Origin of the sequence: Halomonas heilongjiangensis, from assembly GCF_002879645.1 — a bacterium.
GTDB lineage: Bacteria > Pseudomonadota > Gammaproteobacteria > Pseudomonadales > Halomonadaceae > Halomonas > Halomonas heilongjiangensis.
Genome location: NZ_PNRE01000019.1, coordinates 20,329 through 46,728 on the forward strand (window position 1 = coordinate 20,329; position 26,400 = coordinate 46,728).

The following is a 26,400-nucleotide window of genomic DNA, read 5'->3' on the forward strand; positions in this document are numbered from 1 at the left end:
GCGGGCGGCGACCATGACGTCCGGCGCTGCCGTACGATATGATGCCGCAAGCAGAAACAAGTCGCGACCCCGTTGATCGCCCCGTGCTCGACGAGGCGTCGCCATCGACAAGAGGCCCTCCCCCATGACCGACGCTTCGACCTCCACTCCCCGCCCGGTGGCCCTGATCATACTCGACGGCTACGGCCACAACCCCGACGCCGAGAGCAACGCCGTGCTGGCCGCCCGCACCCCGGTGATGGACCGCCTGCAGCAGGAGCATCCCGCCACCCTGATCCACACCGATGGCCGCTACGTGGGGCTGCCGGACGGCCAGATGGGCAACTCCGAGGTCGGGCACATGAACCTGGGAGCCGGACGCATCGTCTACCAGGACTTCACCCGCATCACCAAGGCGATCGAGGACGGCGACCTGGACACCATCGCCGCGCTCACCACGCCGATCGATGCCGCCGTGGCCGCGGGCAAGGCGGTCCACCTGCTGGGCCTGCTCTCGCCGGGCGGCGTGCACAGCCACGAGGAACACTTCCTCGCCATGGCCGAGCTGGCCGCCCGCCGCGGCGCCCGACGCATCGTCGTCCATGGCTTCCTCGACGGCCGCGACATGCCGCCCAAGAGCGCCCTGGCCTCCATCGAGCGCGTCAATGAGCGCCTCGCCGAGCTGGTCGGTGCCGACAACGGCTTCGTCGCCTCGATCATCGGCCGCTACTACGCCATGGATCGCGACAACCGTTGGGACCGCGTCGAGCAGGCCTACCGGCTGATCACCGAAGGCACCGGCGAGTTCGAGGCGATGAGCGCCGAGGTCGGCCTGCGCGCCGCCTACGAGCGCGACGAGACCGACGAGTTCGTCACCGCCACCAGCATCCGCCCAAGCGGCGTGCCGGTGGCGATGGAAGACGGTGACGCCGCCATCTTCATGAACTTCCGCGCCGACCGGGCCCGCGAGCTGACCCGGGCCTTCGTCGAGGACGGCTTCGGCGGCTTCGAGCGCCGCGCCCGTCCGCGCCTCGCCGCCGACGGCCTGGTGATGCTGACCCAGTATGCCGCCGACATCCCCGCTCCCGCCGCCTTCCCCCCGGCCGAGCTGACCAACACCCTGGGCGAGGTGATGGAGAAGCGCGGCCTGACCCAGCTGCGCATCGCCGAGACCGAGAAGTACGCCCACGTCACCTTCTTCTTCTCCGGCGGCCGCGAGGCCGAGTACCGAGGCGAGACCCGGGTGCTGGTGCCCTCGCCCCAGGAGGTGAAGACCTACGACGAGAAGCCCGAGATGAGCGCCGTCGAGGTGACCGACCGCCTGGTCGAGGCGATCGACGCCGGCGCCTACGACCTGATCGTCTGCAACTACGCCAACGGCGACATGGTCGGCCACACCGGCAAGTTCGACGCCGCCGTCAAGGCCATCGAGGCCGTCGACGCCTGCGTCGGCCGGGTGGTGGACGCGATCCAGCGCGCCGGCGGCGCCTGCCTGGTCACCGCCGACCACGGCAACGCCGAGCAGATGGTCAACCCCGAGACCGGCGTCGCCCAGACCGCCCATACCACCTTCGACGTGCCGCTGGTCTATGTCGGCCCCCGTCCGGCGCGGCTCCATGACGACGGCCGCCTGTGCGACATCGCCCCGACCCTGCTGACCCTGATGGACCAGCCGATTCCCGAGGAGATGAGCGGCCGGGTGCTGATCGACTTCGGCTGATACCATGCGACGGGAGGCCAGCGGATGGCAAGAGGTGTCGCGACACTCGGCGTACTGCTGCTGGCGCTCTGCCTGGCCTCGCCGTTGGCCGCCCAGCCCAGCGAGCAAGCCGCCCGGGAGCGGCTCGACGCCATCGGCGAGGAGATCCAGGGGCTCTCCCGGCGCCTGACCACCACCCGTGAGGCCCGCGACGACGCGGGTCGCGAGCTGCGCGAGGTGGAGACCGCGCTGGCCGAGACCCATCGTCGCCTCGACGCCCTGCAGGCCGAGCGCCGCGAACTCACCGCCGAGATCGACGCCCTCGAGACCCGGCGCGATGGCCTCGAGGCCGAGCGTGCCGACCAGGTCGAGGCACTCAACGCCCAGCTCGACGCCCTCTACCGCCTCGGCCTCACCCCCCAGCTCAAGCTGCTGCTCAACCAGGACGACCCGGCCCGGCTCGACCGGCTGCAGCACTACCTCAACCGCCTGGCGAAGGCCCGCAACGAACGCCTCGACGAGCTCGCCCGGCTCGACAGCGCGCTGGCCGACAACCGCCGGGCGCTCGAGGCCCGCGGCACGCGACTCGATGCCCTGGCCGGCGAACTGGCGAGCCGTAGCGCCGAGCTGGCCGAACGCATGGCGGAACGCGCCGACCTGGTCGCCGCACTCGACGGCCGCTACGCCAGCGAGCAGGCGCGGCTGGAGGACCTCAACCAGGACCGCGCCCACGCCGAACGGGTACTGCGCGAGGTCCAGGAGGAGCTCGCCCGGCTGCAACGCCCCCCGCCCTCCACCGCCATCGAGCAGACCCAGGGCGAGCTGCCCTGGCCGGTGCAGGGGCGGGTCGCCTCGCGCTTCCGCCGCGGCGACGGCGTGCACCACAACGGCATGCTGATCCAGGCCGCCGCGGGCACCCCGGTGCGCGCCGTCCACGCCGGGCGGGTGGTGTTCGCCGACTGGATGCGCGGCTTCGGCAACCTGCTGATCGTCGACCACGGTGACCAGGTGATGACCCTGCACGCCCACCTGCAGCACTTCGGCGCCGAGGTGGGTCAGGCGGTCTCCCGGGGCGACACCCTGGGGGCGGTGGGCGCGAGCGGCGGCCACGATGTCCCGGCCCTCTATTTCGAGGTCCGCCGCGGCGGCGAGCCGATCGACCCGCAGTCGTGGATCGCCTCGCGATGAGTCCTGCCCCTTTCCCACAGCGTCGCCCACGGGCTATGCTGACCTGCCCGTCATGGAACCGCGGAGATCGCATGCATCCACGTCTCGCCGGCCCTGCCGTCTCGCCACGGTGGCTGATGGCGATGCTTCTGCCCGTCGCCCTGCTGGCCCTGCCCCTGCCGGCTGCCGCCACGCCTTCGGCCAACGACCTGCCGGTGGAGGACATCCAGACCTTCGCCGAGGTGTTCGAGCGCATCAAGCGTGCCTATGTCGAGGAGGTCGACGACAGCACCCTGCTGCGCAACGCCATGCGCGGGATGCTCAGCGAACTCGACCCCCACTCGGCCTACCTCGACCGCGAGGAGTTCCAGAGCCTGCGCGAGTCCACCGAGGGCGAGTTCGGCGGCGTGGGCATCGAGGTCGGCACCCAGGACGGCCAGCTGACGGTGATCACCCCCATCGACGACACCCCCGCCTCCCGTGCCGGTCTGCAGTCCCGGGACGTCATCCTGCGCATCGACGACACCCCCACCGAGCGCCTCTCGCTCCAGGAAGCGGTCACCCTGATGCGCGGGGACCCGGGGACCGAGGTCAGCCTGACCATCATGCGCCAGGGCGATGACGCCCCGCGCACCTTCACCATGGCCCGGGAAGTGATCCGCACCGAGAGCGTGCGCAGCGAACTGCTGGAACCCGGCTACGGTTACCTGCGGGTCAGCCAGTTCCAGACCCGCACCGGCGACCAGGTACGCAACGCCATCGCCGACATGGAGCGCGAGGGCACCCTGAACGGCCTGGTGCTCGACCTGCGCAACAACCCCGGCGGCGTGCTGCAGGCCGCCGTGGCGGTGGCCGACGTCTTCCTCGACAGCGGCCTGATCGTCTACACCGAGGGACGCCTGCCGGACACCGAGATGCGCTTCTCGGCGAGCACCGAGACCGCCGCGCCGGACGTGCCCCTGGTGGTGCTGATCAACGGCGGCAGCGCCTCGGCGGCGGAGATCGTCGCCGGCGCCCTGCAGGACCAGCGCCGCGGCGTGGTGATGGGCACCGAGAGCTTCGGCAAGGGCTCGGTGCAGCAGATCATGCCGCTGGGCAACGGCGAGGGGCTCAAGCTGACCACCGCCCTCTACTTCACGCCGGGCGGTCGCTCGATCCAGGCCCAGGGCATCGAGCCCGACGTCCAGGTGGTACGCGGCCGGCTGGAAGTCGCCGAGGGCAGCGAGCTGATGGTGCGCGAGGCCGACCTGGAGGGTCACCTGCGCTCCCGCGACGAGCCGCGAACCCGCGGCGAGCTGGGCGAGCGCCTGCGCGAGGACTACCAGCTCGGCGAGGCGCTCAACCTGCTCAAGGCGCTGAATGTACTGAGCCAGCGCGACCGTTAATGCAGCACCGCGGGCGGGTTACCGGCAGGAAGCCGGCAACCTGCCCCGGTGGCCGGTGGCCTGCTGCATCAGCAGGCGCTTGAGCGGGCCCGACCGGTCGACACCGGACATCCCCAGGTTGCGCGCCAGGGTCAGCGCCGGGTGGCGGGCCCCGAACAGCAGCCGGAAGCCGTCCATCAGCGCCAGCATCGCGGCATTGTCCCCGCGCCGGCGCCGGGCATAGCGGGCCAACAGCCGCTCGTCCCCCGGTGCCTCCCCGCGGGTACGCCCCCTCACCAGTTCCTCGGCCAGCACCGCCACGTCCATCAACCCCAGGTTGACCCCCTGACCCGCCAGCGGATGGATGCTGTGGGCGGCATCGCCGACCAGCGCCAGCCCCGGCAGCACGTAGCGTGCCGCATGGCGCTGGGTCAACGGCACCGCCAGGGCCCGGTCGATCACCGTCACCTCACCGAGGCGATGCTCGATGGCCCCGGCCATCTCGCGGGCCAGCGCCTCGGGCGGCAGGGCCACCAGGCGCTCGGCCTCGCCGGGCGAGGTCGACCAGACGATGGAGCAGTGGTGGCCGTCGCCGTCGACGATCAGCGGCAGGAAGGCCAGCGGCCCGGTGGGCAGGAACACCTGGCGGGCCACCTCGCCGTGGGCGCGCGCCGTCCGCACCGTGGTCACCACCGCCACATGGCCGGTGTCCCGGCTGCTGACCCCGATGCCCGCCATCTCGCGCAGCGGTGAACGCGCGCCGTCGGCGGCCACCACCAGGGAGCCGGCCAGCCGGCGGCCATCCGCCAGCATCACCTCGCGGCCGCCACCCCGCGCCTCGAGCCCGACCACCCGGGCCGCGTAGTGGCGCCGCACCCCGGGCAAGCCGGCGAGGCGGGACTCCAGGGCGGCGAGGATCACGTCGTTCTCGACGATATGGCCCAGCACCGGCACCCCGGCCTGGTCGGCGGAGAAGTTGACCTCGCCGCTGCCCTCGGCGTCCCACACCTGCATGAAGCGGTAGGGGCTGACCCGTCGGTCCCGCATCCAGGCCCAGGCGCCGAGCCCCTCGAGCAAGCGCTGCGAGACCGGTGTCAGGGCGCTGACCCGCTGGTCCGGCCGGCCCAGGCCGATGTGCTCGGCGTCCAGCGGGGCCTCGCGGGCATCGAGCAGCGCCACCGCCACCCCGGCGTTGCCGAGCAGGCAGGCCAGGGACGCCCCCACCATGCCGCCGCCGACGATCACCACCTCGGCGGCGTCCCTCTCCCCACCGCGCTCCCGACCGTTCGGCGGCGGCGCCTGGTGATGCGTTTCCTGCATGTGGTTCTCCTATCGTTCCAGCCCCATGGCGCGCCGGGCCAGGGTACGGCGCAACGGCCCCACCAGGTTCAACCCCACCAGTCCGGCGGCCCGGGCGTGGGAGAGCAACGAGCTGTCGATCCCGAACAGGCGGATCAGGCCATCGCTGAAGCGGATCACGTTGTGGCGGTCGGCGCCTCGCCGGGATTCGAAGTCGGCCAGCACGGCCATGCCGCCGACCGGCTCGCCGCGGGCCAGGCCATGCTCCAGGGCGGCGATCAGGTCCATCACCCCGCGCAGGGCCAGGTTGAACCCCTGGCCGGCCACCGGGTGCAGCGAATGCGCGGCATTGCCGAGCACGGCGAGCCCGGGACGCACGGCCTCCCGGGCGGTGATCAGCGACAGCGGGTAGGCGTGGCGGCTGCCGACCCGGCGAAAGCGCCCGGCCCGCTCACCGAAGGCGCGCTGCAGCTCGGTGAGGAAGGCGCCATCGGAGAGTGCCAGCCGCCGTGTCTCGTGCCCCATGGCGTGGGTCCAGATCAGCTCCATGGCCTGGCCACGCAGCGGCAACAGGGCGATGGGCCCCTCGCCGGTGAAGCGCTCCCAGGCCACCCCGTCGTGGGGCTCGCTCACCTCCACGCTGGCGATCAGGGCCACCTGGTCGTAGGGCTGCTCGCGGCTCTCGATGCCGAGGCGCTCCTTGAGGCCGGAGCGGCCGCCGTCGGCCAGCACCGTCAACCCCGCCTGGAGCCGGCTGCCGTCGGAGAGGCGCAGCCGATAGCCTCCCGCCGCAGGGCGTATCGTCTCGACCCGGGCGGGACAGTGCCAGGCCAGCGGCAGTAGCGCCAGCCGACGATGGAGCACCCGCCCCATCCAGGCGTTGGGGATCACGTGGCCCAGCGCCTCGACGCCCAGCTCATCGCTGCGCAGCCGGGTCGCCCCGAGGCGGCCCTGCTCGCTGACGTGGATCCGGCGAATCGCTGCGGCCTGCTCGGCCATGGCCGGCCACAGGCCCATGCCCGCGAAGTGTGTCGCCGAGCCCTGGGCGATGGCGCTGGCCCGGGCATCGAAGCTGGGCTGCCAGGGCGCCTCCGCTCGGTCGAGCAGGGGGGCGGCCTCGATCACCGCCACCGACAGCCCCCGCCGCTCGATCAGCGGCCCCAGGGCACAGCCCAGGCTCGCCCCCACCAGGCCGCCGCCGACGATGGCGATGTCCACTCGCTGCTCCGCGGCACCCGTCATCGAGGCCTCCCGATCATTTCATAATGTACATTACATAAAGGCATTTCGCGGAGTTCCCGGCTGGTCACTTTCTGGCCATCAGCGCCTCGATCTCGGCCACCCGCTTGGGCACCCCGGCGGTGAGCACCTCGTGGCCGGTGGCGGTGACCGCCACGTCGTCCTCGATACGGATGCCGATCCCGCGGAAGGGCTCGGGGATGTCGTCGGCGGCGGGCACGTAGAGCCCCGGCTCGATGGTCAGCACCATGCCCGGCTCCAGCGGGCGGGGCTGGTCATCCCGGCGGTAGCGGCCCACGTCGTGGACGTCGAGCCCCAGCCAGTGGGAGGTGGAGTGCAGGTAGAAGCGACGATAGCTCTCGTCGTCGATGCGGACCTGCACCTCGCCCTCGAGCAACCCCAGGCCGATCAACCCCTCGGTGAGGCCATGCACCACCAGATCGTGGATCTCGGCCAGGGTGGCACCCGGCCGCACGGCCGCCACGGCCCGCTCCTGCACCTCCAGCACCAGCTCGTAGAGCGCGCGCTGGGCCTCGCCGAAGCGCCCATTGACCGGGAAGGTGCGGGTGATGTCGCCGGCATAGAGGTCGAATTCGGCACCGGCGTCGATCAGCACCAGGTCGCCATCGCGCAGCGCCTCGCGATTCTCGATGTAGTGCAGCACACAGGCATTGATGCCGCCACCGACGATACTGGCGTAGGCCGGGCCGCTGCCGCCCTGCCAGCGGAACTCGTGCTCCAGCTCTGCCTGCAGCTGATATTCGGCGAGCCCCGGCCGGGCCGCCTGCATGGCACGCACGTGGGCCCGGGCCGAGATGTCCGCGGCGTGGCGGATCAGGGCCAGCTCGGTGTCGCTCTTGACCAGGCGTCGCTCGTGGAGCAGCGGGGCGATATCGGCGAAGGCCTCGGGCGGGCGAGCCCCGCGGCGCACGCGGGCCGCCAGGCGGCCGCGCAGCTCGTCGGCCAGGGCGAGGGCCTCGGCGTCGGCCAGAGGCACGTAGAGCGTACGGCGGCCATCGAGCAGCGCCTCGAGACGCGCGTCGCGCTCGGCATTCTCGAAGGCCTGGTCGACCCCATGCTCGCGGACGGCCCCCTCGGCGCCGAGGCGGATGCCGGTCCAGGCCTCCAGGGTCGGGTCGCGGTCCTGGCAGAACAGCACGCTCGCGCCTTCCGCACGGCCCGGCAGCAGGACCAGCAGGGCATCGGGCTCGGGAAAGCCGGTCAGGTAGTGGAAGTCGCTGTCCTGGCGGAAGGGGAATTCACTGTCGCGCGACCGGCTGACCAGGGCCGCGCCGGGCAGCAGCACGGCGCTGTCGGCCGGCAGCGCCTCCATCAGCGACCGCCGGCGGGCACGGTACTCGTCGTTGCCGATCGGGGCGGGGCGGGGCAGGGTCTCGGGCAGCATCGCGGCTCCTCGGTGGTGGTGAGTGGGTGGCGGCGTCAGTGACGGGTCTCGTCATCGGTCCGCTCGACCTGCGGCTTGCCCGGATGCTGTTCGGTGTAGAGCAGCATGGCGGCCATGCGGGCATGCTCGGTCAGGGCGAAGAGGTCGTTCTCGTTCTCGGGGCTGTCGTCGATATCGGTCTCGATGCCGGCGATGCCTTCCAGGTCGTCCAGGGCCTCGCGCAGGGGCAGCGACCAGGCCTGGCGGGGCGCCTCGCCGGCATCCTGGACCACCTCGAGGAAGCCCAGCGTCCACTCCTTGAGGCCCTGGGCACGCTCGGCCAGGGAGAACAGCTCGTCCGGCAGCAGCGGCTCGAAGCCGAGCTCCGCCGCCGAGAGGGCGTCCAAGGCCTGGCGCCGCCAGGCCAGGAAGCGCTCGGCGGCTTGCGCGTCGCGAGGCTGCTCGACGCCGAGGGCGAGGCTGACCTGCTCCAGCCAGGCCTCGGCGGAGAGATCCTGGAGGGCCAGGGCGGCGCATAGCCTGCCGTCGAGGAAGGCCGGTGACTGCATGCTGCCATGCAGCAGGAAGAGGTCGGCGATGGTGGAGAAATCCAGGCGTTCGTTGATCAGTGACATAGCGAAAGTCCGTGATGGGGCCGTGCACGCAGAGGGCGACGATGTCCCCGGGCGCGTTGACCGCCCGAGAACGGCTCTCTTATAGTGAGGATCGAATCGATTCCATCCCTGGATGTTAACGCATCGGGCCACCGGGAGGCGCGGCCATCGCCCCCGCCCGACTGGACCGAACCGGAGCCCGTCATGACCGATGCCTCGCGGCCGACCACCGAAATCACCCTGCTGGGGCGTAGTTACGTCATCGCCTGCCCGCCGGACGAGCAGGACAAGCTCGAGCGGGCCGCCCGCTATCTGGATCGGGCCATGCACGGCATCCATGCCCGCGGCAAGGTGCTGGGTGCCGAGAAGATCGCCATCATGGCGGCGCTGAACATCACCAACGAGCTGCTGGAGACGCTCGAGGCCCAGCGCGAAGGCGAGCAGAGCCTGAGCCAGTTGAGCGCCCGCCTCGAGCAGGCCCTCACCGACACGCCCCGCCGATAGGCAATCAGCGCTTTGGCCCCATCGCTCGCTCTGTTAGGATGAAGAGGTTCCCTGGGGTGTTTGCCAGTCGTTATCGTCCCTCGAGCCTATGCGCAGTACCCAGGGGGCCATATGCTAGCCGGACCCGTGTGCATGTCCGTGCGTCGGAAAGCCTGACGGTTCGGCTGCGGCCACCCACCTTGAACCACTGGGTTCAAGGGCCAGAACGACAGCGGCACTCTGGGGAACCTCATCCGACATGACCACCATGCAGGATATCGCCGCACCCTTGGCCTTCGACGGCCCCCGCCATGAGCTGCGCCGTGAGTTGCGGCGACGCCGGCGTGCCCTGACTCCCCGCCAGCGTCGCGACGCCTCCCGGCGGCTGTGTCGCCGGCTCAAGCAACTTCCCGAAGTCCAGCGTGCCCGGCGCGTGGCCCTCTACCTGCCCAACGATGGCGAGATCGACCCCACGGGGCTGCTCCCCTGGTTCCGGCAGCGTCATGCCCGCGTGCACCTGCCGGTGCTCAAGCCGCTCTCCCACAATGCGCTGTGGTTCGTCCACTACCATGCCGGCACCCCGATGACCGCGAATCGCTTCGGCATACCCGAGCCGAACACCCGCCATGGCGCCCACCGCGCCCGCCGGTGCCCGGCCTGGGCGCTGGACCTGATCCTGCTGCCACTGGTCGGTTTCGACGGCGATGGCCAGCGCATGGGCATGGGCGGCGGCTTCTACGACCGCACCCTGGCCTTCACCCGCCGCCCGGGGCCACGCCCCCGGCTGATCGGCCTGGCCCACGATTGCCAGCGGGTCGAGCGTTTGCCGGTCGCCCCCTGGGACGTACCGCTCGATGCCATCGTCAGCGACGCACGGATCATCCGCCCCTGAGACGCGAACGGGCCGATGCGATGCATCGGCCCGTGTGTCCTGCGGTTCTGGTCATGGCGCTGTCGGCCGGCATCGAACTAGCTTCCCACCAGCGCCTGGGCATAGCCGGTTGCCACGACGCCGATGCCGAAGACCAGCAGCAGTGCCATGACCAGATCGGGCTTGCGCTTCATTGCCTACTCCGTTGGAGACTCGACCGCAAGAGGGTCGGAAGGTGGTGGTAAGGACCTTGTCGAGGTGTCGCCTCGCGCAGCCAATCAGGCCTCGGCAACGCTGTGACTATAGGGTTACCACCTGCATGATGACAACCATCATCATGCAGGAGTTACATTTTTAAACACTCGGTAGCTCTCGGCTGTACCGTGAGTCAGCGCTCACACCGGGGCGAGATGCGACTCAGGCCATGAACAGCCGATAGGCGGAGTTGTCCGACTCCTTCCAGTAGCGATAGCCGATCTCGTCGAAGTACTCCTCGACATGGGAGCGGTCGCCATTGGGCACCTGCATGCCCACCAGGACCCGTCCATAGGCCGCGCCATGGTTGCGGTAATGGAACAGCGAGATGTTCCAGTCCTGGGGCAGATGGGTCAGGAAGTTCATCAGCGCCCCCGGCCGTTCGGGGAACTCGAAGCGGTAGACCTCCTCGTCGAAACTCTCCTTCGGCCGGCCACCGCCCAGGTGGCGGATATGCAGCTTGGCCAGCTCGTTGTCGGTAAGGTCCTCCACCGGGTAGCCGGCCTCGCCCAGCTTCTCGATCAGCGCCTGGCGGTCCTCGCCTCCGGGCTTGACCTGCACGCCGACGAAGATATGGGCGTTCTCCGGGTCCGCATAGCGGTAATTGAACTCGGTGACCATGCGCTTGCCGATGGCCTTGCAGAATTTCTTGAAGCTGCCGGGCCGCTCGGGGATGGTCACCGCCAGGATCGCCTCGCGCTGCTCGCCGAGTTCGGTGCGCTCGGCGATGTGCTGCAGCCGGTCGAAGTTGGTATTGGCCCCGGAGTTGATGCACAGCAGGGTCTGGCCCTCGGCCCCGGTCTGCTGGATGTACTTCTTGAGCCCGGCCAGCGACAGGGCACCGGAGGTCTCGGAGACCGCCCGGGTGTCCTCGAAGATGTCCTTCACCGCCGCGCACATCTCGTCGGTATTGACGGTGATGACGTCGTCGATCAGGTCGCGGATGATGGAGAAGGGCACCTTGCCGATCTGGGCCACGGCCACGCCCTCGGCGAAGACCCCGACCTGCTCCAGCACCACCCGCTTGCCGGCCGTCATGGCCGCCTTGAGGCAGGCGCTGTCCTCCGACTCGACGCCGATCACCTTGATGTCGGGGCGCAGGTACTTGATGTAGGCGGCCATGCCGGCGATCAGCCCACCGCCACCCACCGGCACGAAGACCGCGTCCAGGCGGCCGCTGTGCTGGTGCAGGATCTCCATGGCCACGGTGCCCTGGCCGGCGATCACGTCGATGTCGTCGAAGGGCGGGATGTAGGTGTAACCGTGCTCCTCGATCAGTTCCTGGGCATGCTCGGCGGCCGCCGCGAAGGCATCGCCCCTGAGCACCACCTTGGCGCCCCGCGCGCGCACCGCCTGCACCTTGATGTCCGGGGTGATGCGCGGCATCACGATCACCGCCTTGACGCCCATCAGCTTGGCGGCCATGGCCAGGCCCTGGGCATGGTTGCCGGCGGAAGCGGCGATCACGCCCTTGGCCTTCTGCTCCTCGCTGAGCTGGGCCATCTTGTTGTAGGCGCCACGAATCTTGAAGGAGAAGACCGGCTGCAGGTCCTCGCGCTTGATCAGGATCTGGTTGTTGAAGCGACGGGAGAGGAAGGGGGCCGGGGAGATCGGCGTTTCCCGGGCGGCTTCATAGACCCGGGCCTGGAGAATCTTCTTGACGGTAGCTTCGAGCATCCTGATATCCCAGAGGAGTGACGCGGGGAGCCGCGGCGCCCTTTGCTGCGCCGCAGAGAACCCCTATTGGTAGCATCCCGGTCGTGGATCGTCCAGCGCAGAGCCATCGGCAGTGGGCGCCGACTGGCCTATAATGGCGCGCACCCTTACCTGCCTTTCATCCCCCCCCAGCCACGGGAGAGAAGCCCCATGACCCAGGACGAATTGAAGGACGCCGTGGCCGCGGCCGCCATCGACGAGATCGCCCCCTTCCTCGACCGCGATACGGTGCTCGGCATCGGCACCGGCTCCACCGCGAACCGGTTCATCGACCGCCTGGCCGCCCTGCGCGACGACTTCCAGGGGGCGGTGGCCAGCTCCGAGGCGAGTGCCGAGCGGCTGCGCGGCCACGGCATCGAGGTGTTCGAACTCAACAGCGTAGGCAGCGTCCCCTTCTACATCGACGGCGCCGACGAAGTGAACGCTCACTTGCACATGATCAAGGGCGGCGGTGCGGCCCTGACCCGCGAGAAGATCGTCGCCGCCTGCGCCGAGAAGTTCATCTGCATCGCCGACGCCTCCAAGCGGGTCGAGCGGCTGGGCGACTTCCCGCTGCCGGTGGAGGTGATTCCCATGGCGCGCTCCTACGTGGCCCGGGAACTGGTCAAGCTGGGCGCCGACCCGGTCTACCGGGAAGGCGTGGTCACCGACAACGGCAACCAGATCATCGACTGCTTCGAGTTCATGATCGACGACCCGGTGGCCATGGAGGCGCGCCTCGACGCCATCGTCGGCGTGGTCACCAACGGCCTGTTCGCCGCTCGCGGCGCCGACGTGCTGCTGCTGGGTACCGAGAGCGGCGTGGAGCGCCATACCCCGGCGTGATCACCACGGCAAGGAAGTGAGCGCTCACTTCGCATCAAGCAGGCGCGCCAGCCCCGCCAGGGTTCTCGCCAGGGCGCCACGGTTGGCGGTCACCACCCGGCATCCGGCGTCGGCCAGGCGTCGACATTCGGCCCGGTCGGCGAACAGCCGGGCCAGGGCATCGGCCAGCTGTTCGGCATCGGCCACCTCCACCAGGGCATCGGCCTCGCGCAGCACCTCGGCGACGTCCTCGAAGTTGGCGAGCTCGGGGCCGGTGAGCACCGGCACCCCCATGGCGACCGGTTCGAGCAGGTTGTGGCCGCCGATCGGCACCAGGCTGCCGCCGACGAAGGCCAGGTCGCCGGCACCGTAGAGGGCGAGCAGCTCGCCCATGGTGTCGCCCAGATAGACCGCCGGGCGCTCGTCGGGCCCCTCGTCACGGGAGCGTCGCACCAGGCTCATGCCCTGCTCCCGGCAGAGCGCGGCCACGGCATCGAAGCGCCGGGGATGGCGGGGCACCAGGATCAGCAGGGCGTCCGGCACCGTTTCGCGTAGCCGGGCATGGACGGCCAGCAGTTGCTCGTCCTCGCCGGGGTGGGTGGAGCCGGCCACCCACACGGGCCGGTCACCCAGATGGGCGCGCAAGCGCTCACTCACCGCGAGCGCCCCGACATCCGGCGAGGTGTCGAACTTCAGCGACCCCGCCACCTCGGCATGGGCCGGCTCCATGCCCAGCGCCAGGAAGCGTGCGGCGTCGGCGTCGGACTTGGCGGCCAGCCAGTCGACCCGGCTCAGGGCGTCCCGCATCAGCGGCCGCAGGCGTCGGTACCCCTGGAAGGCCCGCGGCGACAGCCGGCCATTGACCACCGCCACGGGGACGCCTCGGCGCCGGCAGGCGTGGAGCAGGTTGGGCCACAGCTCGGTCTCGAAGAACAGCGCCAGTTCCGGGCGGAGACGGGCGATGAAGCGCTTCGCCGCGCCGGGGAAGTCCAGCGGCACGAAGGCATGGCGCAGGCGCGGGGGTTCGCCGGGTTCCGCCAGCGCCTCGCGCAACGCCTGCACGCGCTCGGCGCCGGTGGCGGTCATGGTGGTGACGGTGAGTCGATGCCCCGGGTAGTGCGCCAGCAGCGCCTCGATCAGCGGCCGGGCGGCCTGGACCTCGCCCACCGAGGCACAGTGCAGCCAGATCGTTCGCTCACCGGCCGGCGCGGGAGGCAGCAAACCCAGCCGTTCCCCCCGGGGGCGGCCGGGCAGCCGTTCGCGCCAGACCCGCCGCCAGATCAGCGGCGCGAGCCCGTAGAGGAGCACCGAGTAGAGCCGGCGCGCCCAGGGGGCGCCCTGCCGGGCGGCCATCAGGTCTCGCGGTCGAGGATGGTGGAGATCATCGCCGTGGTGGAGACGCCATCCTCGAAGCCCAGCACCCTTACCTCGCCACCCGCCTCACGCACGGCCTCGCCGCCGGCGATCTGCTCCGGGCGATAGTCGCCGCCCTTGACCAGCACGTCGGGCAGCACCGCCTCGATCAGCCGCTGTGGGGTGTCCTCGGCGAAGGCGACCACCCAGTCCACGGCCCCCAGGCCGGCCAGCACCTGCAGGCGCCGCGGCAGCGGGTTGATGGGCCGCTTGGGGCCCTTGAGCCGGGCGATGGAGGCGTCATCGTTGACCGCCACGATCAGCCGGTCACCGAGCTTGTGGGCCTGCTCCAGGTAGGCCACGTGGCCGGCGTGCAGGATGTCGAAGCAGCCGTTGGTCATCACCACCCGCTCGCCGCGGGCCTGGGCGGCACGCACCGCCTCGATCAGCGGGGCTTCCTCGATGACCCCGAACTCGGCCAGCTTGTCGCCGTGCAGGGCGGTGTAGAGTTCGGCGATGGAGAGCGTGGCGGTGCCCGGCTTGGCGACGACCAGCCCGGCGGCCAGGTTGGCCAGGGTCATCGCCTCGGGGAAGCCGTGGCCGGCAGCCAGCGCCAGCCCCAGGACGCCGATCACGGTGTCGCCGGCACCGGTGACGTCATAGACCTCGCGGGCCCGGGTCGGCAGGTGCAGCGGCTCGTGATCGCCACGGATCAGGGTCATGCCCTTCTCGCTGCGGGTGATCAGCAGCGCCTCGAGCTCGAGCTCGGCGCACAGCGCCGCGCCCTTGGCAGCGAGTTCGGCATCGTCTCGGCAGTGCCCCACCACGGCCTCGAACTCGGTCAGGTTGGGGGTGATCACGCTGGCCCCGCGGTAGCGGCGGAAGTCGTTGCCCTTGGGGTCGACCAGCACCCGCTTGCCGGCGCCACGCACCAGGCGGATCAGCGCCTCGACCCGGTTGAGGGTGCCCTTGCCGTAATCGGAGAGAATCACCAGGTCGCAGTCGGGCAGGGCCGCCTCGACCCGTGCCAGCAGCCCCGTGGTATCGACCTCGCCGAGCCCCTGCTCGAAGTCCAGGCGGATCAGCTGCTGGTTGCGGCTCATCACCCGCAGCTTGGTGATGGTGGGAATGCCGGGGCTGCGCTCGAAGTGAGTGCTCACTCCGGAGCTCTCCAGCCGGCTGCTCAGCCGGTCGGCGTTGTCGTCATCGCCGACCATGCCGGCCAGGGCGGCCTGGGCCCCCAGGGAGGCGATATTGAGCGCCACGTTGGCGGCACCGCCGGGCCGGTCCTCGGCCTCCTCCACCCGCACCACCGGTACCGGCGCCTCCGGCGAGATCCGCGAGGTACCGCCGTGCCAGTAGCGGTCGAGCATCACATCGCCCACCACCAGCAGGCGTGAGCGTTCCATGGCAGTCAGATCAAGCTTCATCGGCAGGGGACTCCGTGTCCGGGTGAGCGGTGATGGTGTCGAGCACGGCATCGAGTCGTTCGATCACGTCCTCGGCACGGATCAGCGACATGGCATCCGGGTGGCGCACCCGCTGGCCCCAGGTGACCTCCTCGGGCGACTTGTGCAGGTAGGCGTGTACGGCCTGCGGATATCGGTCGACCACGAACTCGCGCCACAGGTAGGGGGCGGCACGATCGGGATTGGTGGTGGCATAGAGGCCCACCACCGCGGTGCCCAGGGCGTTGGCCATGTGCACCGGCCCCGAATCGGGCGCGACGACGGCACGGGCCCGGGCGATCAGCGCCAGCAGCCCCTTGAGCGAGGTGCCGCCGATGGCGTCGATCACCGCCTCCGGCCGGCTGAGGGCCTGGATGCGCTCGCCCATCTCGCGCTCCTGGGTACTGCCGCCACCGGTGAGCACCGCCTTCAATCCGTACTTTACCCAGGCATGCTCGATCACCGCCGCATAGCCCTCGGCAGACCAGTTACGGAAGTTGCGCAGCCGGGGGTTGGCGCAGGGGCTCAGCAGCAGGTAGGGGGCATCGCCGGTCAGGGCCCGGGCCTCGTCGAAGGCGGCCTCGGGCACCGGCAGGTTCCACTCCAAGGGGTGCTGCTCGACCCCCAGCAGGCGGGCGAAGTCCATGAACGACTCCAGCACATGGGCCCGGGGATGGGGCGCAAGGCAACGATGGGTGAACCAGTGCTGGGCGTCCTTGGCACGGGCCTTGTCATAGCCCACCCGGACGTCGGCCTTCAGCCCCAGGGAGAGGACACTGGCGCGCAGCGCCTGCTGCATGTGCAACAGGACGTCGAAGCGGGTGTCCGCCAGCTCGCGCCACAACTGCCGCATGCCGGCCACGCCGGAGGCCTTGTCGTAGACGACGAACTCGACCCCGGAGAGGCCGGCCAGTAGACTGTGCTCGCCCTTGCCGATGATCCAGGTGATACGCGCCTCGGGCCACTGGCGCTGCAGGGCGCGTACCGTCGGCACCAGGTTGCAGACATCGCCCAGGGCGGAGAGTCGCAGCACGCCGATGTGCCGAGGTTGGGCGGGCAGAGGATGCTTCATGCGCTTGGCAACATTTCGAACGGGAAAGGTTTCCATTCTATATGATGCGGACAGTTTATGTGACGCCGGCCCGGTGCCACAAACCGCCGCGCCGATTGCGCCGCAGGCCTTCGATCCCGACCACTGGTGGCAGAAGGGGCGCGTCGTCGGCGAGGCCCCGGGCCGCGGGGCCAGCCTGTTTCTCGATGCCGGGCGCGACCAGTGGGTGCTGCGTCCCTATCGCCGCGGCGGCCTGATCGCCCGGATCAGTACCAGCCGCTACCTGTGGACCGGTCTCGAACGCACCCGTGCCTTCCGTGAACTGCGCCTGACCGCCGAGCTCTACTCCCGCGGCCTGCCGGTTCCCCGTCCGGTGGCCGCCGCCGTGACCCGCCACGGCATCACCTACGAGGCGGCGCTGATCACGGTGCGCCTTCCCGGGGCCCGCGCCCTGGCCGCGCGCCTGTCCGGGGAGGCGAACCACGAGCCCTTGCTGGAAACCGTCGGCGCCACCGTCCGGCGCTTCCATGATGCCGGCCTCGACCATGTGGACCTCAATGCCCGCAACCTGCTCGTCGACGAGCACGACCGGGTCTGGCTGATCGACCTCGACCGCTGCCGGCTACGGGCCCCGGGCGCCTGGCAGGCGGCCAACCTCGAGCGCCTGCAGCGCTCGCTGGTCAAATTCGATGCCGCCGCGGCCATGGCCGCCATCCGGCGTGGTTACGAGGCATCGATCTCCAGTTGACGCGGCACGCCACGCTCCGGATAGACACGCTGCAGCAGCTCCTCGAGCCCCTGGAGAATGTCCATCTTGCCCGGCACCTGGCCGTCCCGGTGAAACACCGCTTCATGGCAATCCTCGTAGCGGGGCCAGTAGCGGAATGGCACCGTCATGAAGAAGATGCCCAGGGTCGGCGTATGGGTCGCCAGAGCCAGATTGCGGACCCCGGTGTCGCCACAGACCAGAGCGCTGACCCTGGCCATCCAGCGCGGCAAGTCATCCAGCGGCATGCGCGACTGGATTGCGACATTGTCATGCCGTGCCACCACCTCGGCCAGGAAATCGCCGGATTCATCGGGCTTGTGCCCCTCCAGCAGCACATGACGGTAGTGCGGAAACGTCTCGGCCGCCTGCTCGATCAACTCGCACCAGGAGCTCAGCGACAGCGACTTCTCCGCCTTGGATGCAAAGGGGAAGTAGGCGATGCATGGTTCGGCCTGGTCGCGCCGATGCCGCGGCATGGCGAACGCCAGGGGATAGCGCGGCTTGTGCCCCATGATCTTGAGGAAATCCAGCAGCACCTCGGCCTCGTAGTGGAAGTCGGAGCGCAGGATACCGACGTCGAAGAGCAGGCGGTTGAACACTCGCCGATAAGGGAAGCCCAGCTTGACCTCTGCGGCCGTCATCAGCGTCAGCAGACGCGAGCGAGAGGTATCGGCGAGATCGAAGAGCACGTCGACCTCACCCACCGCCCTCAGCGAGCGCCACTGCTCGCCTGGCCCACCGCGGGTGTCCTGGACGTGGACTTCGTCGACCAGGTCCTCGGGCACGGCATACTGGTACTTGCTGACCGTGCTCAGGATGATATGCGCCCCGGGGAAGAAGCGGCGCAGCTCCACCAGGAAGGGACGGGCCGCCATGTAGTCCCCGAAAGCGCATTGCCGAATCACCAGGATGCGTCGGATCTGCTCCGCGTGTAACCGGGAGAGCCAGCGACGCCCTCGCGCATTGAGGTACCCGCCCTTCTCGATCCATGCCTTCATCACTCGAACTCGCTTTCGTTGACTGAGTACTCCTCGATCAGGGCCGCCACATGGGCCTCGAGGGTGAAGTCCCGGCGTATCCGTCGGCGGGCCGACTCGCCCAGCCGTCGGCGCAGGCCCGCATCGACGATCAGCTCGGCCATGGCCTCGGCCCAGGCATCGGGCGCTTCCGGCGGTGCCAGGCGTCCGGTCCCGGCGTCGATCAACTCTGGGATGGCGCCGCTGTCGGCGCCGACGACCGCCTTGCCGGCCGCCATGGCCTCGATCACCGTCAGCCCGAAGGCCTCGTTGCGCGAGGGGACGCAGACGACGTCGAGTGCCTCGAACAGCCGTGGCAGGTCGCGGCGAAAGCCGGCGAAGGTGATCCGTGACTCGAGGCCCAGCGCGGCGACACGCTCCCGCAGCGCCGCCACGTAAGCCTCGTTGCTACCCTCGCCGGCCGTCAGGCCACCGATCAGCACGCCGTGCCAACGCAGCTCCGGGCGGGACTCGGCCAGTCGCGACAGGGCCTCGATCCACACCGCCTGGCCCTTGCCCGGGGTGAGCCGCCCCGGCAGGCCGATGGCCACCGCCCCACCCGGAATGCCGAGGGACGCTCGCAGCACCTCACGCGCCTCCGCCGAGAGCTCCGGCGCATAGGGCGATGGGTCGATGCCCAGATAGAGCCGCCGAATGCGCGCGTCCGGCAACGGAAAGGCCGCCAGGTTGCGCTGTCGGGTCGCCTCGCTGATGGAGAACAGCCGGGTGACGCGCCCGTAGGCCCAGCGGTGGTAGGGGTCCTTCTTCGGCCGTGTGACGCCCATGTGGTCGGTGTAGAAGAGCCTCAGCCCCGGCCTGAGGGCCGCCAGCAGCGCCCCCAACCGCAGGTCGCCGGACTTGTGGCAGTGCAGCACACGAATGTCGTGGGTCTTCAGGTAGGCGAGGATCCGCACCACCGCCAGCAGCGCCCGGGGGGGGGTCGACACCACCAGCGGCGAGACGCCGGCCTCCTCCAGGCTCGCGGCGACGCGCGAGTCGGCCAGGGCCAGGCCATGAGGCTGCCACCCCTGACGCTTCAGCTCGGGTATAATCCGTGAGGGATACATTTCCAGTCCGCCCCAGCCGTGCGAGAGGCAGATCTGCATGACCTTGTGGGACAAGGTTGACTCCTTTCCGGTGTCGGGGCCCGGGAGCCCGGATGATGACAACTTCCGCCACCGCCATGGACGAGCGCCGCTCCCGCCTGCTGGTGGTTCGCAATGACAAGCTCGGTGACTTCATGCTGGCCTGGCCGGCCCTGGCCTGCCTCAAGGCGGCCGACCCGGGCCTCCATGTGAGCGTGCTGGTGCCGGCCTATACCGCCCCGATCGCCAGGCTCTGCCCCTGGGTCGACGAGGTACTCCTCGATCCGGGCGATGAGGCGGCCGCCGATGGCCGGCGCGAACTGCTGAGCCGGCTGCGCCAGGGCCGCTTCGACGCCCTGCTGACGCTCTTCTCCACGCCGCGCATCGGCTGGCTGGGCTGGCGGGCCGGCATACCGCTGCGCCTTGCCCCGGCCACCAAGTGGGCCCAGCTATTCTACAACCGACGCATCGCCCAGCGCAGGTCGCGTTCGCAGAAGCCCGAGTACGTCTACAATCTCGAGCTGGCCGAAGGGCTGCTCGGCGAGCTCGGTCGCCCTCTGCCGCCGCGTCCATCGCCGCCTTTCTGGCCGCTGCCCGAGGCGATCCGCGGCGCCCAGCGGGCGCGTATCGCCGATGAGCTCGGCCTCGACGAGGGCCGCCCCTGGATCTTCGTGCATGCCGGTCATGGCGGCTCGGCGGTGAACCTGTCGCTCGACCAGTACGCTACCCTGGCATGTGGCATCGAGCAGCGACTCGCCGGCACCGTGATGCCGATCTGGCTGTTGACCGCCGGGCCCGGCGAGGAAGCCATCGCCGACGAGCTGTGCGACAGGCTCGCCGCCGAGGGACTCACCGCCGCCCGGCTACCGTCACGCCGGGGTCTCGATGACTTCGCCCTGAGCCTCACCGCGGCGGACCTGTTCATTGCCGGCTCCACCGGGCCACTGCACATCGCCGGCTGCCTGGATCGGCCCACGGCAGGCTTCTACCCGGCGCGTCGCTCGGCCACCCCGCTGCGCTGGCAGACCTGCAACGCGCCAGCCCATCGCCTGGCCTTCAGCCCTCCGGATGGCGCCAGTGAGACCGACATGTCGAGCATCGACCTGATGGCGGCAGCGGAACGCATCGCGCAGCACCTTCCGATATCCACCAGCAGCGAGCCTCCGTCATGAAGCCCATCACCGGCATCGTCATCACCCTCAACGAACAGCAACGGATCGCCGCCTGCATCGATTCCCTGCAGCGGGTCTGCAGCGAGGTCATCGTCGTCGACTCGCTGAGCCAGGACGATACCGTCCGCATCGCCGAGGACAAGGGCGCGCGAGTCCTACTGCAGGAATATCTCGGCGATGGACCCCAGAAGGCCCATGGCGTTCCCCATGCCACCAACGACTGGATCCTCACGCTGGACGCAGACGAACGACTGGAAGAGGATGCCGTGGCCGCCATCCAGGCCCTGACGCTGGATGACCCCACCCTGGCCTACCGCTTCAAGCGCCGCAACTTCTGTGCCAACCACTGGATCAAGGCCGCCGGATTCTACCCGGACGAGGTGGTCCGGCTCTACAACCGCACCACCTCGGGCTACCTGCCGAAGAAGGGCCACGCCTCGGTTCGCGCACCGAAGGTCCTGGATACCGGCACGCACATTCGTCATTTCACCTACGACGGCCTCTCGCACTGGATACAGCGCATCGATCAGCTGTCCACCCGGGATGCCTGGGCCATGAAGGAGCGAGGGGTCGCGCCCTCGGCGTGGCGGCCTGCCCTGCATGCCGCGAGCGCCACCCTGCGCAAGCTGATCCTCAAGGGCGGCATCCTCCAGGGGACCGATGGCCTGACCGTGACCATCACCACCGCCTTCCATGCCTACATGAAATACGCCAAGCTCAACGAGCTGTACGAGAACGAGAACCACCGCGACAACAGGTGAGGCGACGAGGCCCCCTGCCCCCCACCCGGCCGCACAGGGGTCCATTCGGCGTCGCCACCTTGATAAGCTAACCGCGAATCCAACCGGGATATCGTCATGCCCATCCCCCCCGCTCTCTCCCCCCTGCGCCGGCCACGCTGGTGGGTCCTGCTCGTCATCGGGCTGTGGATCGGCCATGCCGCCGTGACCGTGACCCTGCTGCCACTGTGGGGCCTGGTACCGATCGCCGCCGCCTGGCTCGGGCTGGGCTGGCTGCTGCGCTGGGGAGCCCCGCGCCACCCGCGCCCGCCGACCCGCGTCTGGCCCTGGTCGCTGCTGCCCATCGCCCTCTGGGGGCTCTATGTCTACCTGGCCGACAGCTTCGGCAACGTCGACCTCGCGGCGGTGTTCTTCCATCTCCAGGCGGGCATGACCGACCACGGCGGCGTCGACCGCAAGCTGGCCGCGGTGCTCTACAACCTGTCGATGGTCGCGCTGCTCGTCTCCTTCATCTGGCTGGTCCGGACCGATCACCGCTGGCGGCTTTGTGAGCGCCTGCTGGCCCTGGGGCTGCTGGCCAGCAATCCCCTGCTCTACGGCATCACCCAGCGCGGCGCCGCCATCGTCACCGACGACGGCGCCTGGCTGGAACGCCGCTATGTCGAACCGACCATCCAGCAGGCGCCCGAGGACCCGCCCAACCTGCTGTTTCTCTACCTGGAGAGCATCGAACGCACCTACGCCGACCGCGAGCGCTTCGGCGACGCCTATGCCGACCTGGAGGCCCTCGGCGAGCAGGGACGGGTCTTCGAGGCCGTGCGCCAGCTCGATAACACCGGCTGGACCATGGCCGGCATGATCGCCAGCCAGTGCGGCACGCCGCTGATGCCGGCCGGCCTGCTCCACGACAGCCAGTTCGAGCCGCTGGGCAAGGTGGTGCCCGGCATCGACTGCCTCGGCGACCTGCTCGCCGACCACGGCTACCGGCTCACCTACCTGGGCGGCGCCAGCACGACCTTCGCCGGCAAGGGCGTCTTCTACGAGGATCATGGCTTCGACAACGTGCTGGGCCGAGAGGAGCTGCGCCCGCGGCTGGAGGATCCCGAGTATCTCAACAACTGGGGGCTCTACGACGACTCCCTCTACGACTTCGCCCTGGAGGAGATTCGCCGCCTGGACGAGACCGGCGACCCCTGGGGGGTCGTCACCCTGACCCTCGCCGGCCATGCGCCCCACGGCTATCCGGCGCAGAGCTGCATCGATCGCCAGGGCGAATTCGACGGCGCCGACATCCTCTATGCGGTCGAGTGCTCGGCCTGGCTGGCCCGGAACCTGATCGAGCGTCTCGAGGCCGAGGGTCTGCTGGAGAACACCCTGGTGGTGATCGCCAGCGACCACCTGACCATGCGTGTCTCGGCATGGGACGAGCTGATCCGAGACGAACGGGACAACACCTTCATGCTGCTCGGCCCCGAGGTCCCCATGGGTCGGGTGCGGCGCGAGTCCTCCCTGCTCGACGTCCTTCCCACCGTTCTCGAGGCCATGGGGTTCGAGATCGAGGATAACCGCGCCGGCCTGGGCGCCTCGCTGCTCTCCTCTTCCCCGACGCTGCTGGAGCAGTACGACAGGGAGTTCGTCAATGCCCGGCTGCGCGAGGAGACCGCACTGCAGAAGCACATGTGGGACGGACTGGTACCGGAGCGACCACCCGAGGAGGCAGCACCGAAACAGGAGCAGGTCGTGGAGAACCCGGAGGATGCCACCGGTGAGGAACCCGCCGAGGTACAGTAAGCGCGGGCTTGGCTAGCCCCGGGCGATGACCGGCTCGGTCGTGCCCAGCACCGCCCCCAGCAAGCGCGATGGGGATAGCTGCACCAGGCAGTGGGTGTGCCCGAGCGGACAGGTGCGCGCGAAGCAGGGCGAACAGGAGAGCCCGAGATAGTGGATCTCGGCATTGTCGGTCAACGGCGGGGTATAGCGTGGCGAGGAGGAGCCGTAGATCGCCTGGATCCGGGTGCCCACCGCCGCCGCCACGTGCATCAGGCCCGAATCGTTGGTGACCACCTGCCGGCAGTCCGCCAGCAGGTCGACGGCATCGGCCAGCCGCGTACGACCACAGAGGTTGTGCACCTGCGCCTGCCCTGCGCTGATCGTCTCGCCGGCGGCCTGGTCCTTCGCTCCCCCCAGCACCCTGACCTCGAAGCCTTCGGCCGTGAGTCGCCCGGCCAGTTCGCGGAAATAGGCGAGCGGCCACTGCTTGGCCGGGCCATACTCCGCTCCCGGCATCATGCCGATGGCGGGGCGCGACGATAGCCCGAGGGTCGAGCGCAACGCGTCGAGGTTGTCGGCATCGACCGCGAGACGCGGGCGGGGGATGGCGAAGCTGCCCGAGTCGGCCTCGGCGGCGGGCAGGCCCAGCGCGACGAAACGCTTCACCGTCTGGTCCAGTACCGCCTTGTCGAGCCGGCGGCGGTCATCGAGCAGACCATAGCGCTGCTCACCGGTGAAACCGGTCCGCCGCGGAATGCCCGCCAGGAAGGGCACCAGCGCGGACTTCCAGGAGCGCGGCAGCACGATGGCGCGATCGAAGCGGCCACGCAGCCGCCTCGCCAGTCTCCGCCGGGCCCGCCAACCGAACTCGCCATGGCCGGTCGTCAGGCTCACCACCTCGTCGACCTCCGCCATGCGCTCGAGGATCGGCCGCGACCAGGCCGGGGCCACCACGCCGATCCGGCACCCGGGATGACGGGCCTTGAGGGTCATCAGCAGGCTCTGGGCCATGACCATGTCGCCCACCCAGGAAGGCCCGACCACCAGGATCCGCTCGCCCGTCGGCGGGGCCGCGGTGCCGGCCTCAGCCATGCAGCCACTCCAGGTACTCGCGTACCCCCTCGGCGACGGTGCGGAACTCGCGGTCATAGCCGGCCTCGCGCAGCCGCGAGATGTCGGCCCGGGTGTAGCTCTGGTAGCGTCCCTTGAGTTCCTCGGGGAAGTCGATGTACTCGATCTCGCCCTTGCCGTGGAAGCCGATCACCGCCTCCCCGATCGCCTTGAACGGCTCGGCGCGGCCGGTCCCCAGGTTGAAGATGCCGGACCGCTCCGGGTGGTCCAGGAACCACAGGTTGACGTCGACCACGTCGCCCACGTAGACGAAGTCGCGGCTCTGCATGCCCGCTTCATAGCCGTCCCAGGCGCCGAACAGCTTGAGATTCTCACCGGCGCTCACCTGGGTGTGGTGGTGGTAGGCGACACTGGCCATCTTGCCCTTGTGCTGTTCGCGGGGGCCATAGACGTTGAAGTAGCGGAAGCCCACCACCTGGCTCTGGAAGTCATCCCAGCGCGCCCGCACGTACTGGTCGAACAGCAGCTTGGAGTAGCCGTAGACATTGAGCGGCTTCTCGTGCTCCGGTGCCTCCACGAACACCTCGCTGCCGCCGTAGGTGGCCGCCGAGGAAGCGTAGAGGAAGGGAATGCCCTGCCGCTGGCAGAAGTGCAGCAGCACCTTCGAGTACTCGAAGTTGTTGTCGAGCATGAAGCGGCCGTCCCACTCGGTGGTGTCGGAGCAGGCCCCCTCGTGGAAGATCGCCTCGATCGGCGGCAGCCTGGAGGGTTCACCGCGCAACACCGCCTCGACCCGGGCGCGGAAGTCGTCCTTGTCGAGGTAGTCGCCGAGGGTGCAGTCGGCCAGGTTGACGAACTTGGTGCCATCGCGCAGGTCATCGACCACCAGCACGTCGTCGCGGCCGCGGGCGTTGAGTGCCTTGACCAGATTCGAGCCGATGAAGCCGGCTCCGCCTGTCACTACGATCATGGGATGTCCTCATTGGGGCACAGCGGACTGCGCCTATAACCGATCTGCCTGTGATTGTATACTTGACGCCCTGTGAATTCATGGCCAACGGTGCTTCCCGCGATGACTCTCTCGACACTCACGTCGACCTCAACCCCAGGGTCGACCCCAGATGGCTCGACCTTTCAAGGCTTGATCCTCGCCCTGCAACACTACTGGGCCGAACAGGGCTGCGTGATCCTGCAGCCCCTGGACATGGAAGTCGGTGCCGGCACCTTCCATCCCGCCACCTTCCTGCGCTCCATCGGCCCCGAGACCTGGAATGCCGCCTACGTGCAGCCCTCCCGCCGGCCCACCGACGGTCGCTACGGCGAGAACCCCAACCGCCTGCAGCACTACTACCAGTTCCAGGTGGTGATGAAGCCGTCTCCCGCCGCACTGCAGGAGCTCTACCTGGGCTCGCTGAGGCGCCTGGGCCTCGACCCGCTGGTGCACGACATCCGCTTCGTCGAGGACAACTGGGAGTCTCCCACCCTTGGCGCCTGGGGGCTGGGCTGGGAAGTCTGGCTCAACGGCATGGAGGTGACCCAGTTCACCTACTTCCAGCAGGCCGGCGGCCTGGAGTGCTATCCGGTCACCGGGGAGCTGACCTACGGCCTCGAGCGCATCGCCATGTACCTGCAGGACGTCGACAGCGTCTACGACCTGGTCTGGACCATTGCCCCGGATGGCAGCCGCGTCAGCTATGGCGACGTCTACCTGCAGAACGAGCGCGAACAGTCCGCCTACAACTTCGAGCATGCCGACGTGCCGGCCCTGTTCGCCGCCTTCGACCACCAGGAGCGCGAGTGCGCCAAGCTGCTCGAGGCCGCCCTGCCCCTGCCTGCCTACGAGCAGGTGCTCAAGGCCTCGCACACCTTCAACCTGCTGGACGCCCGTCACGCCATCTCGGTCACCGAACGCCAGCGCTACATCCTGCGGGTGCGCACCATGGCCCGCGACGTGGCCCACGCCTACTACGACTCGCGCAAGGCCGCCGGCTTCCCGCTGGCCCCCGAGGCCCTGCGCAATGAACTGCTGGCCGAACAGGGAGACGCATGAG

23 protein-coding genes and 1 other RNA gene are annotated in these 26,400 nt (G+C 69.6%); 12 read left to right on the plus strand and 12 right to left on the minus strand.

Translation table 11 applies throughout. From position 1 onward, the window contains the following. The first annotated feature begins 124 nt into the window (after window positions 1-124). From gpmI to C1H66_RS03330, 3 genes are all read left to right on the plus strand, one after another. Window positions 125-1,699, plus strand: a complete 1,575-nt coding sequence (gene gpmI, locus C1H66_RS03320) for a 2,3-bisphosphoglycerate-independent phosphoglycerate mutase (protein ID WP_102626497.1) — start codon at window positions 125-127, stop codon at window positions 1,697-1,699. Window positions 1,700-1,723: 24 nt separating this feature from the next. Beyond that, window positions 1,724-2,866, plus strand: a complete 1,143-nt coding sequence (locus C1H66_RS03325) for a murein hydrolase activator EnvC family protein (RefSeq protein WP_102626498.1) — start codon at window positions 1,724-1,726, stop codon at window positions 2,864-2,866. Window positions 2,867-2,937: 71 nt separating this feature from the next. Then, the gene (locus C1H66_RS03330; protein WP_102626499.1) at window positions 2,938-4,230 is read left to right on the plus strand and encodes a S41 family peptidase; all 1,293 of its coding nucleotides are present in this window, start codon (window positions 2,938-2,940) and stop codon (window positions 4,228-4,230) included. A gap of 18 nt (window positions 4,231-4,248) precedes the next feature. Here C1H66_RS03330 and C1H66_RS03335 read toward each other — a convergent pair whose 3' ends face one another. The 4 genes from C1H66_RS03335 to C1H66_RS03350 form a co-directional block, all read right to left on the minus strand. Then, the gene (locus tag C1H66_RS03335) at window positions 4,249-5,529 is read right to left on the minus strand and encodes a UbiH/UbiF/VisC/COQ6 family ubiquinone biosynthesis hydroxylase (protein ID WP_102626500.1); all 1,281 of its coding nucleotides are present in this window, start codon (window positions 5,527-5,529) and stop codon (window positions 4,249-4,251) included. A gap of 9 nt (window positions 5,530-5,538) precedes the next feature. Beyond that, window positions 5,539-6,750 (minus strand): 2-octaprenyl-6-methoxyphenyl hydroxylase, encoded by a 1,212-nt coding sequence (gene ubiH, locus C1H66_RS03340; protein WP_102626501.1) that lies wholly within the window; start codon window positions 6,748-6,750, stop codon window positions 5,539-5,541. Between the two features lie 64 nt (window positions 6,751-6,814). After that, a complete protein-coding gene (pepP, locus tag C1H66_RS03345; RefSeq protein ID WP_102626502.1) occupies window positions 6,815-8,152 on the minus strand; it encodes a Xaa-Pro aminopeptidase in 1,338 nt (445 codons plus the stop codon). Window positions 8,153-8,187: 35 nt separating this feature from the next. Continuing rightward, window positions 8,188-8,766 carry a UPF0149 family protein gene (locus C1H66_RS03350; RefSeq protein ID WP_102626503.1) on the minus strand — a complete coding sequence of 193 codons (579 nt, stop codon included), beginning with the start codon at window positions 8,764-8,766 and terminating at the stop codon, window positions 8,188-8,190. A gap of 183 nt (window positions 8,767-8,949) precedes the next feature. Between C1H66_RS03350 and C1H66_RS03355 the strand changes: the two genes are divergently transcribed. The 3 genes from C1H66_RS03355 (at window position 8,950) to C1H66_RS03365 (ending at window position 10,120) form a co-directional block, all read left to right on the plus strand. Next, the gene (locus C1H66_RS03355) at window positions 8,950-9,249 is read left to right on the plus strand and encodes a cell division protein ZapA (RefSeq protein ID WP_102626504.1); all 300 of its coding nucleotides are present in this window, start codon (window positions 8,950-8,952) and stop codon (window positions 9,247-9,249) included. Between the two features lie 45 nt (window positions 9,250-9,294). Further along, window positions 9,295-9,479, plus strand: a non-coding RNA gene (gene ssrS / locus C1H66_RS03360) — 6S RNA. A gap of 8 nt (window positions 9,480-9,487) precedes the next feature. Beyond that, window positions 9,488-10,120, plus strand: a complete 633-nt coding sequence (locus tag C1H66_RS03365; protein WP_102626505.1) for a 5-formyltetrahydrofolate cyclo-ligase — start codon at window positions 9,488-9,490, stop codon at window positions 10,118-10,120. A 396-nt stretch (window positions 10,121-10,516) separates the two neighbouring features. Here the strand turns inward: C1H66_RS03365 and ilvA are convergent, their stop codons facing one another. Beyond that, entirely contained in the window at window positions 10,517-12,031 is a 1,515-nt protein-coding gene (gene ilvA / locus C1H66_RS03370) for a threonine ammonia-lyase, biosynthetic (protein ID WP_102626506.1), read from the minus strand. A gap of 189 nt (window positions 12,032-12,220) precedes the next feature. On the opposite strand from ilvA, the gene rpiA reads away from it, so the two are divergent. Beyond that, a complete protein-coding gene (gene rpiA / locus C1H66_RS03375; protein ID WP_102626507.1) occupies window positions 12,221-12,895 on the plus strand; it encodes a ribose-5-phosphate isomerase RpiA in 675 nt (224 codons plus the stop codon). 24 nt (window positions 12,896-12,919) lie between these two features. Here the strand turns inward: rpiA and waaA are convergent, their stop codons facing one another. From waaA to C1H66_RS03390, 3 genes are read right to left on the minus strand one after another with little or no spacing between them, the layout of a single operon-like run. Then, the gene (waaA, locus tag C1H66_RS03380; protein WP_102626508.1) at window positions 12,920-14,227 is read right to left on the minus strand and encodes a lipid IV(A) 3-deoxy-D-manno-octulosonic acid transferase; all 1,308 of its coding nucleotides are present in this window, start codon (window positions 14,225-14,227) and stop codon (window positions 12,920-12,922) included. Further along, on the minus strand, window positions 14,227-15,657 hold the full coding sequence (gene hldE / locus C1H66_RS03385; protein ID WP_102626509.1) for a bifunctional D-glycero-beta-D-manno-heptose-7-phosphate kinase/D-glycero-beta-D-manno-heptose 1-phosphate adenylyltransferase HldE: 1,431 nt from the start codon (window positions 15,655-15,657) through the stop codon (window positions 14,227-14,229). The genes waaA and hldE overlap by 1 nt, the downstream gene beginning before the upstream one ends. Further along, window positions 15,647-16,747: a glycosyltransferase family 9 protein gene (locus C1H66_RS03390; RefSeq protein WP_102626510.1), complete on the minus strand. Its 1,101-nt coding sequence runs from the start codon at window positions 16,745-16,747 to the stop codon at window positions 15,647-15,649. The genes hldE and C1H66_RS03390 overlap by 11 nt, the downstream gene beginning before the upstream one ends. Between C1H66_RS03390 and C1H66_RS03395 the strand changes: the two genes are divergently transcribed. Then, a complete protein-coding gene (locus C1H66_RS03395; protein WP_102626511.1) occupies window positions 16,746-17,474 on the plus strand; it encodes a 3-deoxy-D-manno-octulosonic acid kinase in 729 nt (242 codons plus the stop codon). The genes C1H66_RS03390 and C1H66_RS03395 overlap by 2 nt on opposite strands. Here C1H66_RS03395 and C1H66_RS03400 read toward each other — a convergent pair. Both C1H66_RS03400 and C1H66_RS03405 read right to left on the minus strand, forming a co-directional pair. Further along, the gene (locus tag C1H66_RS03400; protein ID WP_102626512.1) at window positions 17,450-18,493 is read right to left on the minus strand and encodes a glycosyltransferase family 9 protein; all 1,044 of its coding nucleotides are present in this window, start codon (window positions 18,491-18,493) and stop codon (window positions 17,450-17,452) included. The genes C1H66_RS03395 and C1H66_RS03400 overlap by 25 nt on opposite strands. Next, on the minus strand, window positions 18,493-19,632 hold the full coding sequence (locus C1H66_RS03405) for a glycosyltransferase family 4 protein (RefSeq protein ID WP_240618204.1): 1,140 nt from the start codon (window positions 19,630-19,632) through the stop codon (window positions 18,493-18,495). Before C1H66_RS03405 ends, C1H66_RS03400 begins: the two co-directional genes overlap by 1 nt. A gap of 38 nt (window positions 19,633-19,670) precedes the next feature. Here C1H66_RS03405 and C1H66_RS03410 point away from each other — a divergent pair, with 38 nt between their 5' ends. The 3 genes from C1H66_RS03410 (at window position 19,671) to C1H66_RS03420 (ending at window position 23,299) form a co-directional block, all read left to right on the plus strand. Further along, window positions 19,671-20,768, plus strand: a complete 1,098-nt coding sequence (locus C1H66_RS03410) for a glycosyltransferase family 9 protein (protein WP_240618205.1) — start codon at window positions 19,671-19,673, stop codon at window positions 20,766-20,768. Next, a complete protein-coding gene (locus C1H66_RS03415) occupies window positions 20,765-21,529 on the plus strand; it encodes a glycosyltransferase family 2 protein (protein WP_102626513.1) in 765 nt (254 codons plus the stop codon). Before C1H66_RS03410 ends, C1H66_RS03415 begins: the two co-directional genes overlap by 4 nt. A gap of 96 nt (window positions 21,530-21,625) precedes the next feature. Next, the gene (locus C1H66_RS03420; RefSeq protein ID WP_102626514.1) at window positions 21,626-23,299 is read left to right on the plus strand and encodes a sulfatase-like hydrolase/transferase; all 1,674 of its coding nucleotides are present in this window, start codon (window positions 21,626-21,628) and stop codon (window positions 23,297-23,299) included. Between the two features lie 12 nt (window positions 23,300-23,311). Here the strand turns inward: C1H66_RS03420 and waaF are convergent, their stop codons facing one another. Together waaF and rfaD are read right to left on the minus strand one after the other, a co-directional pair. Beyond that, window positions 23,312-24,370: a lipopolysaccharide heptosyltransferase II gene (waaF, locus tag C1H66_RS03425; protein WP_102626515.1), complete on the minus strand. Its 1,059-nt coding sequence runs from the start codon at window positions 24,368-24,370 to the stop codon at window positions 23,312-23,314. Then, the gene (gene rfaD / locus C1H66_RS03430) at window positions 24,363-25,319 is read right to left on the minus strand and encodes an ADP-glyceromanno-heptose 6-epimerase (RefSeq protein WP_102626516.1); all 957 of its coding nucleotides are present in this window, start codon (window positions 25,317-25,319) and stop codon (window positions 24,363-24,365) included. The genes waaF and rfaD overlap by 8 nt, the downstream gene beginning before the upstream one ends. 102 nt (window positions 25,320-25,421) lie before the next feature. Here rfaD and glyQ point away from each other — a divergent pair, with 102 nt between their 5' ends. Further along, window positions 25,422-26,399, plus strand: coding sequence for a glycine--tRNA ligase subunit alpha (gene glyQ, locus C1H66_RS03435; protein ID WP_102626517.1), 978 nt, complete (start codon window positions 25,422-25,424; stop codon window positions 26,397-26,399). Window position 26,400 lies beyond the last annotated feature (1 nt).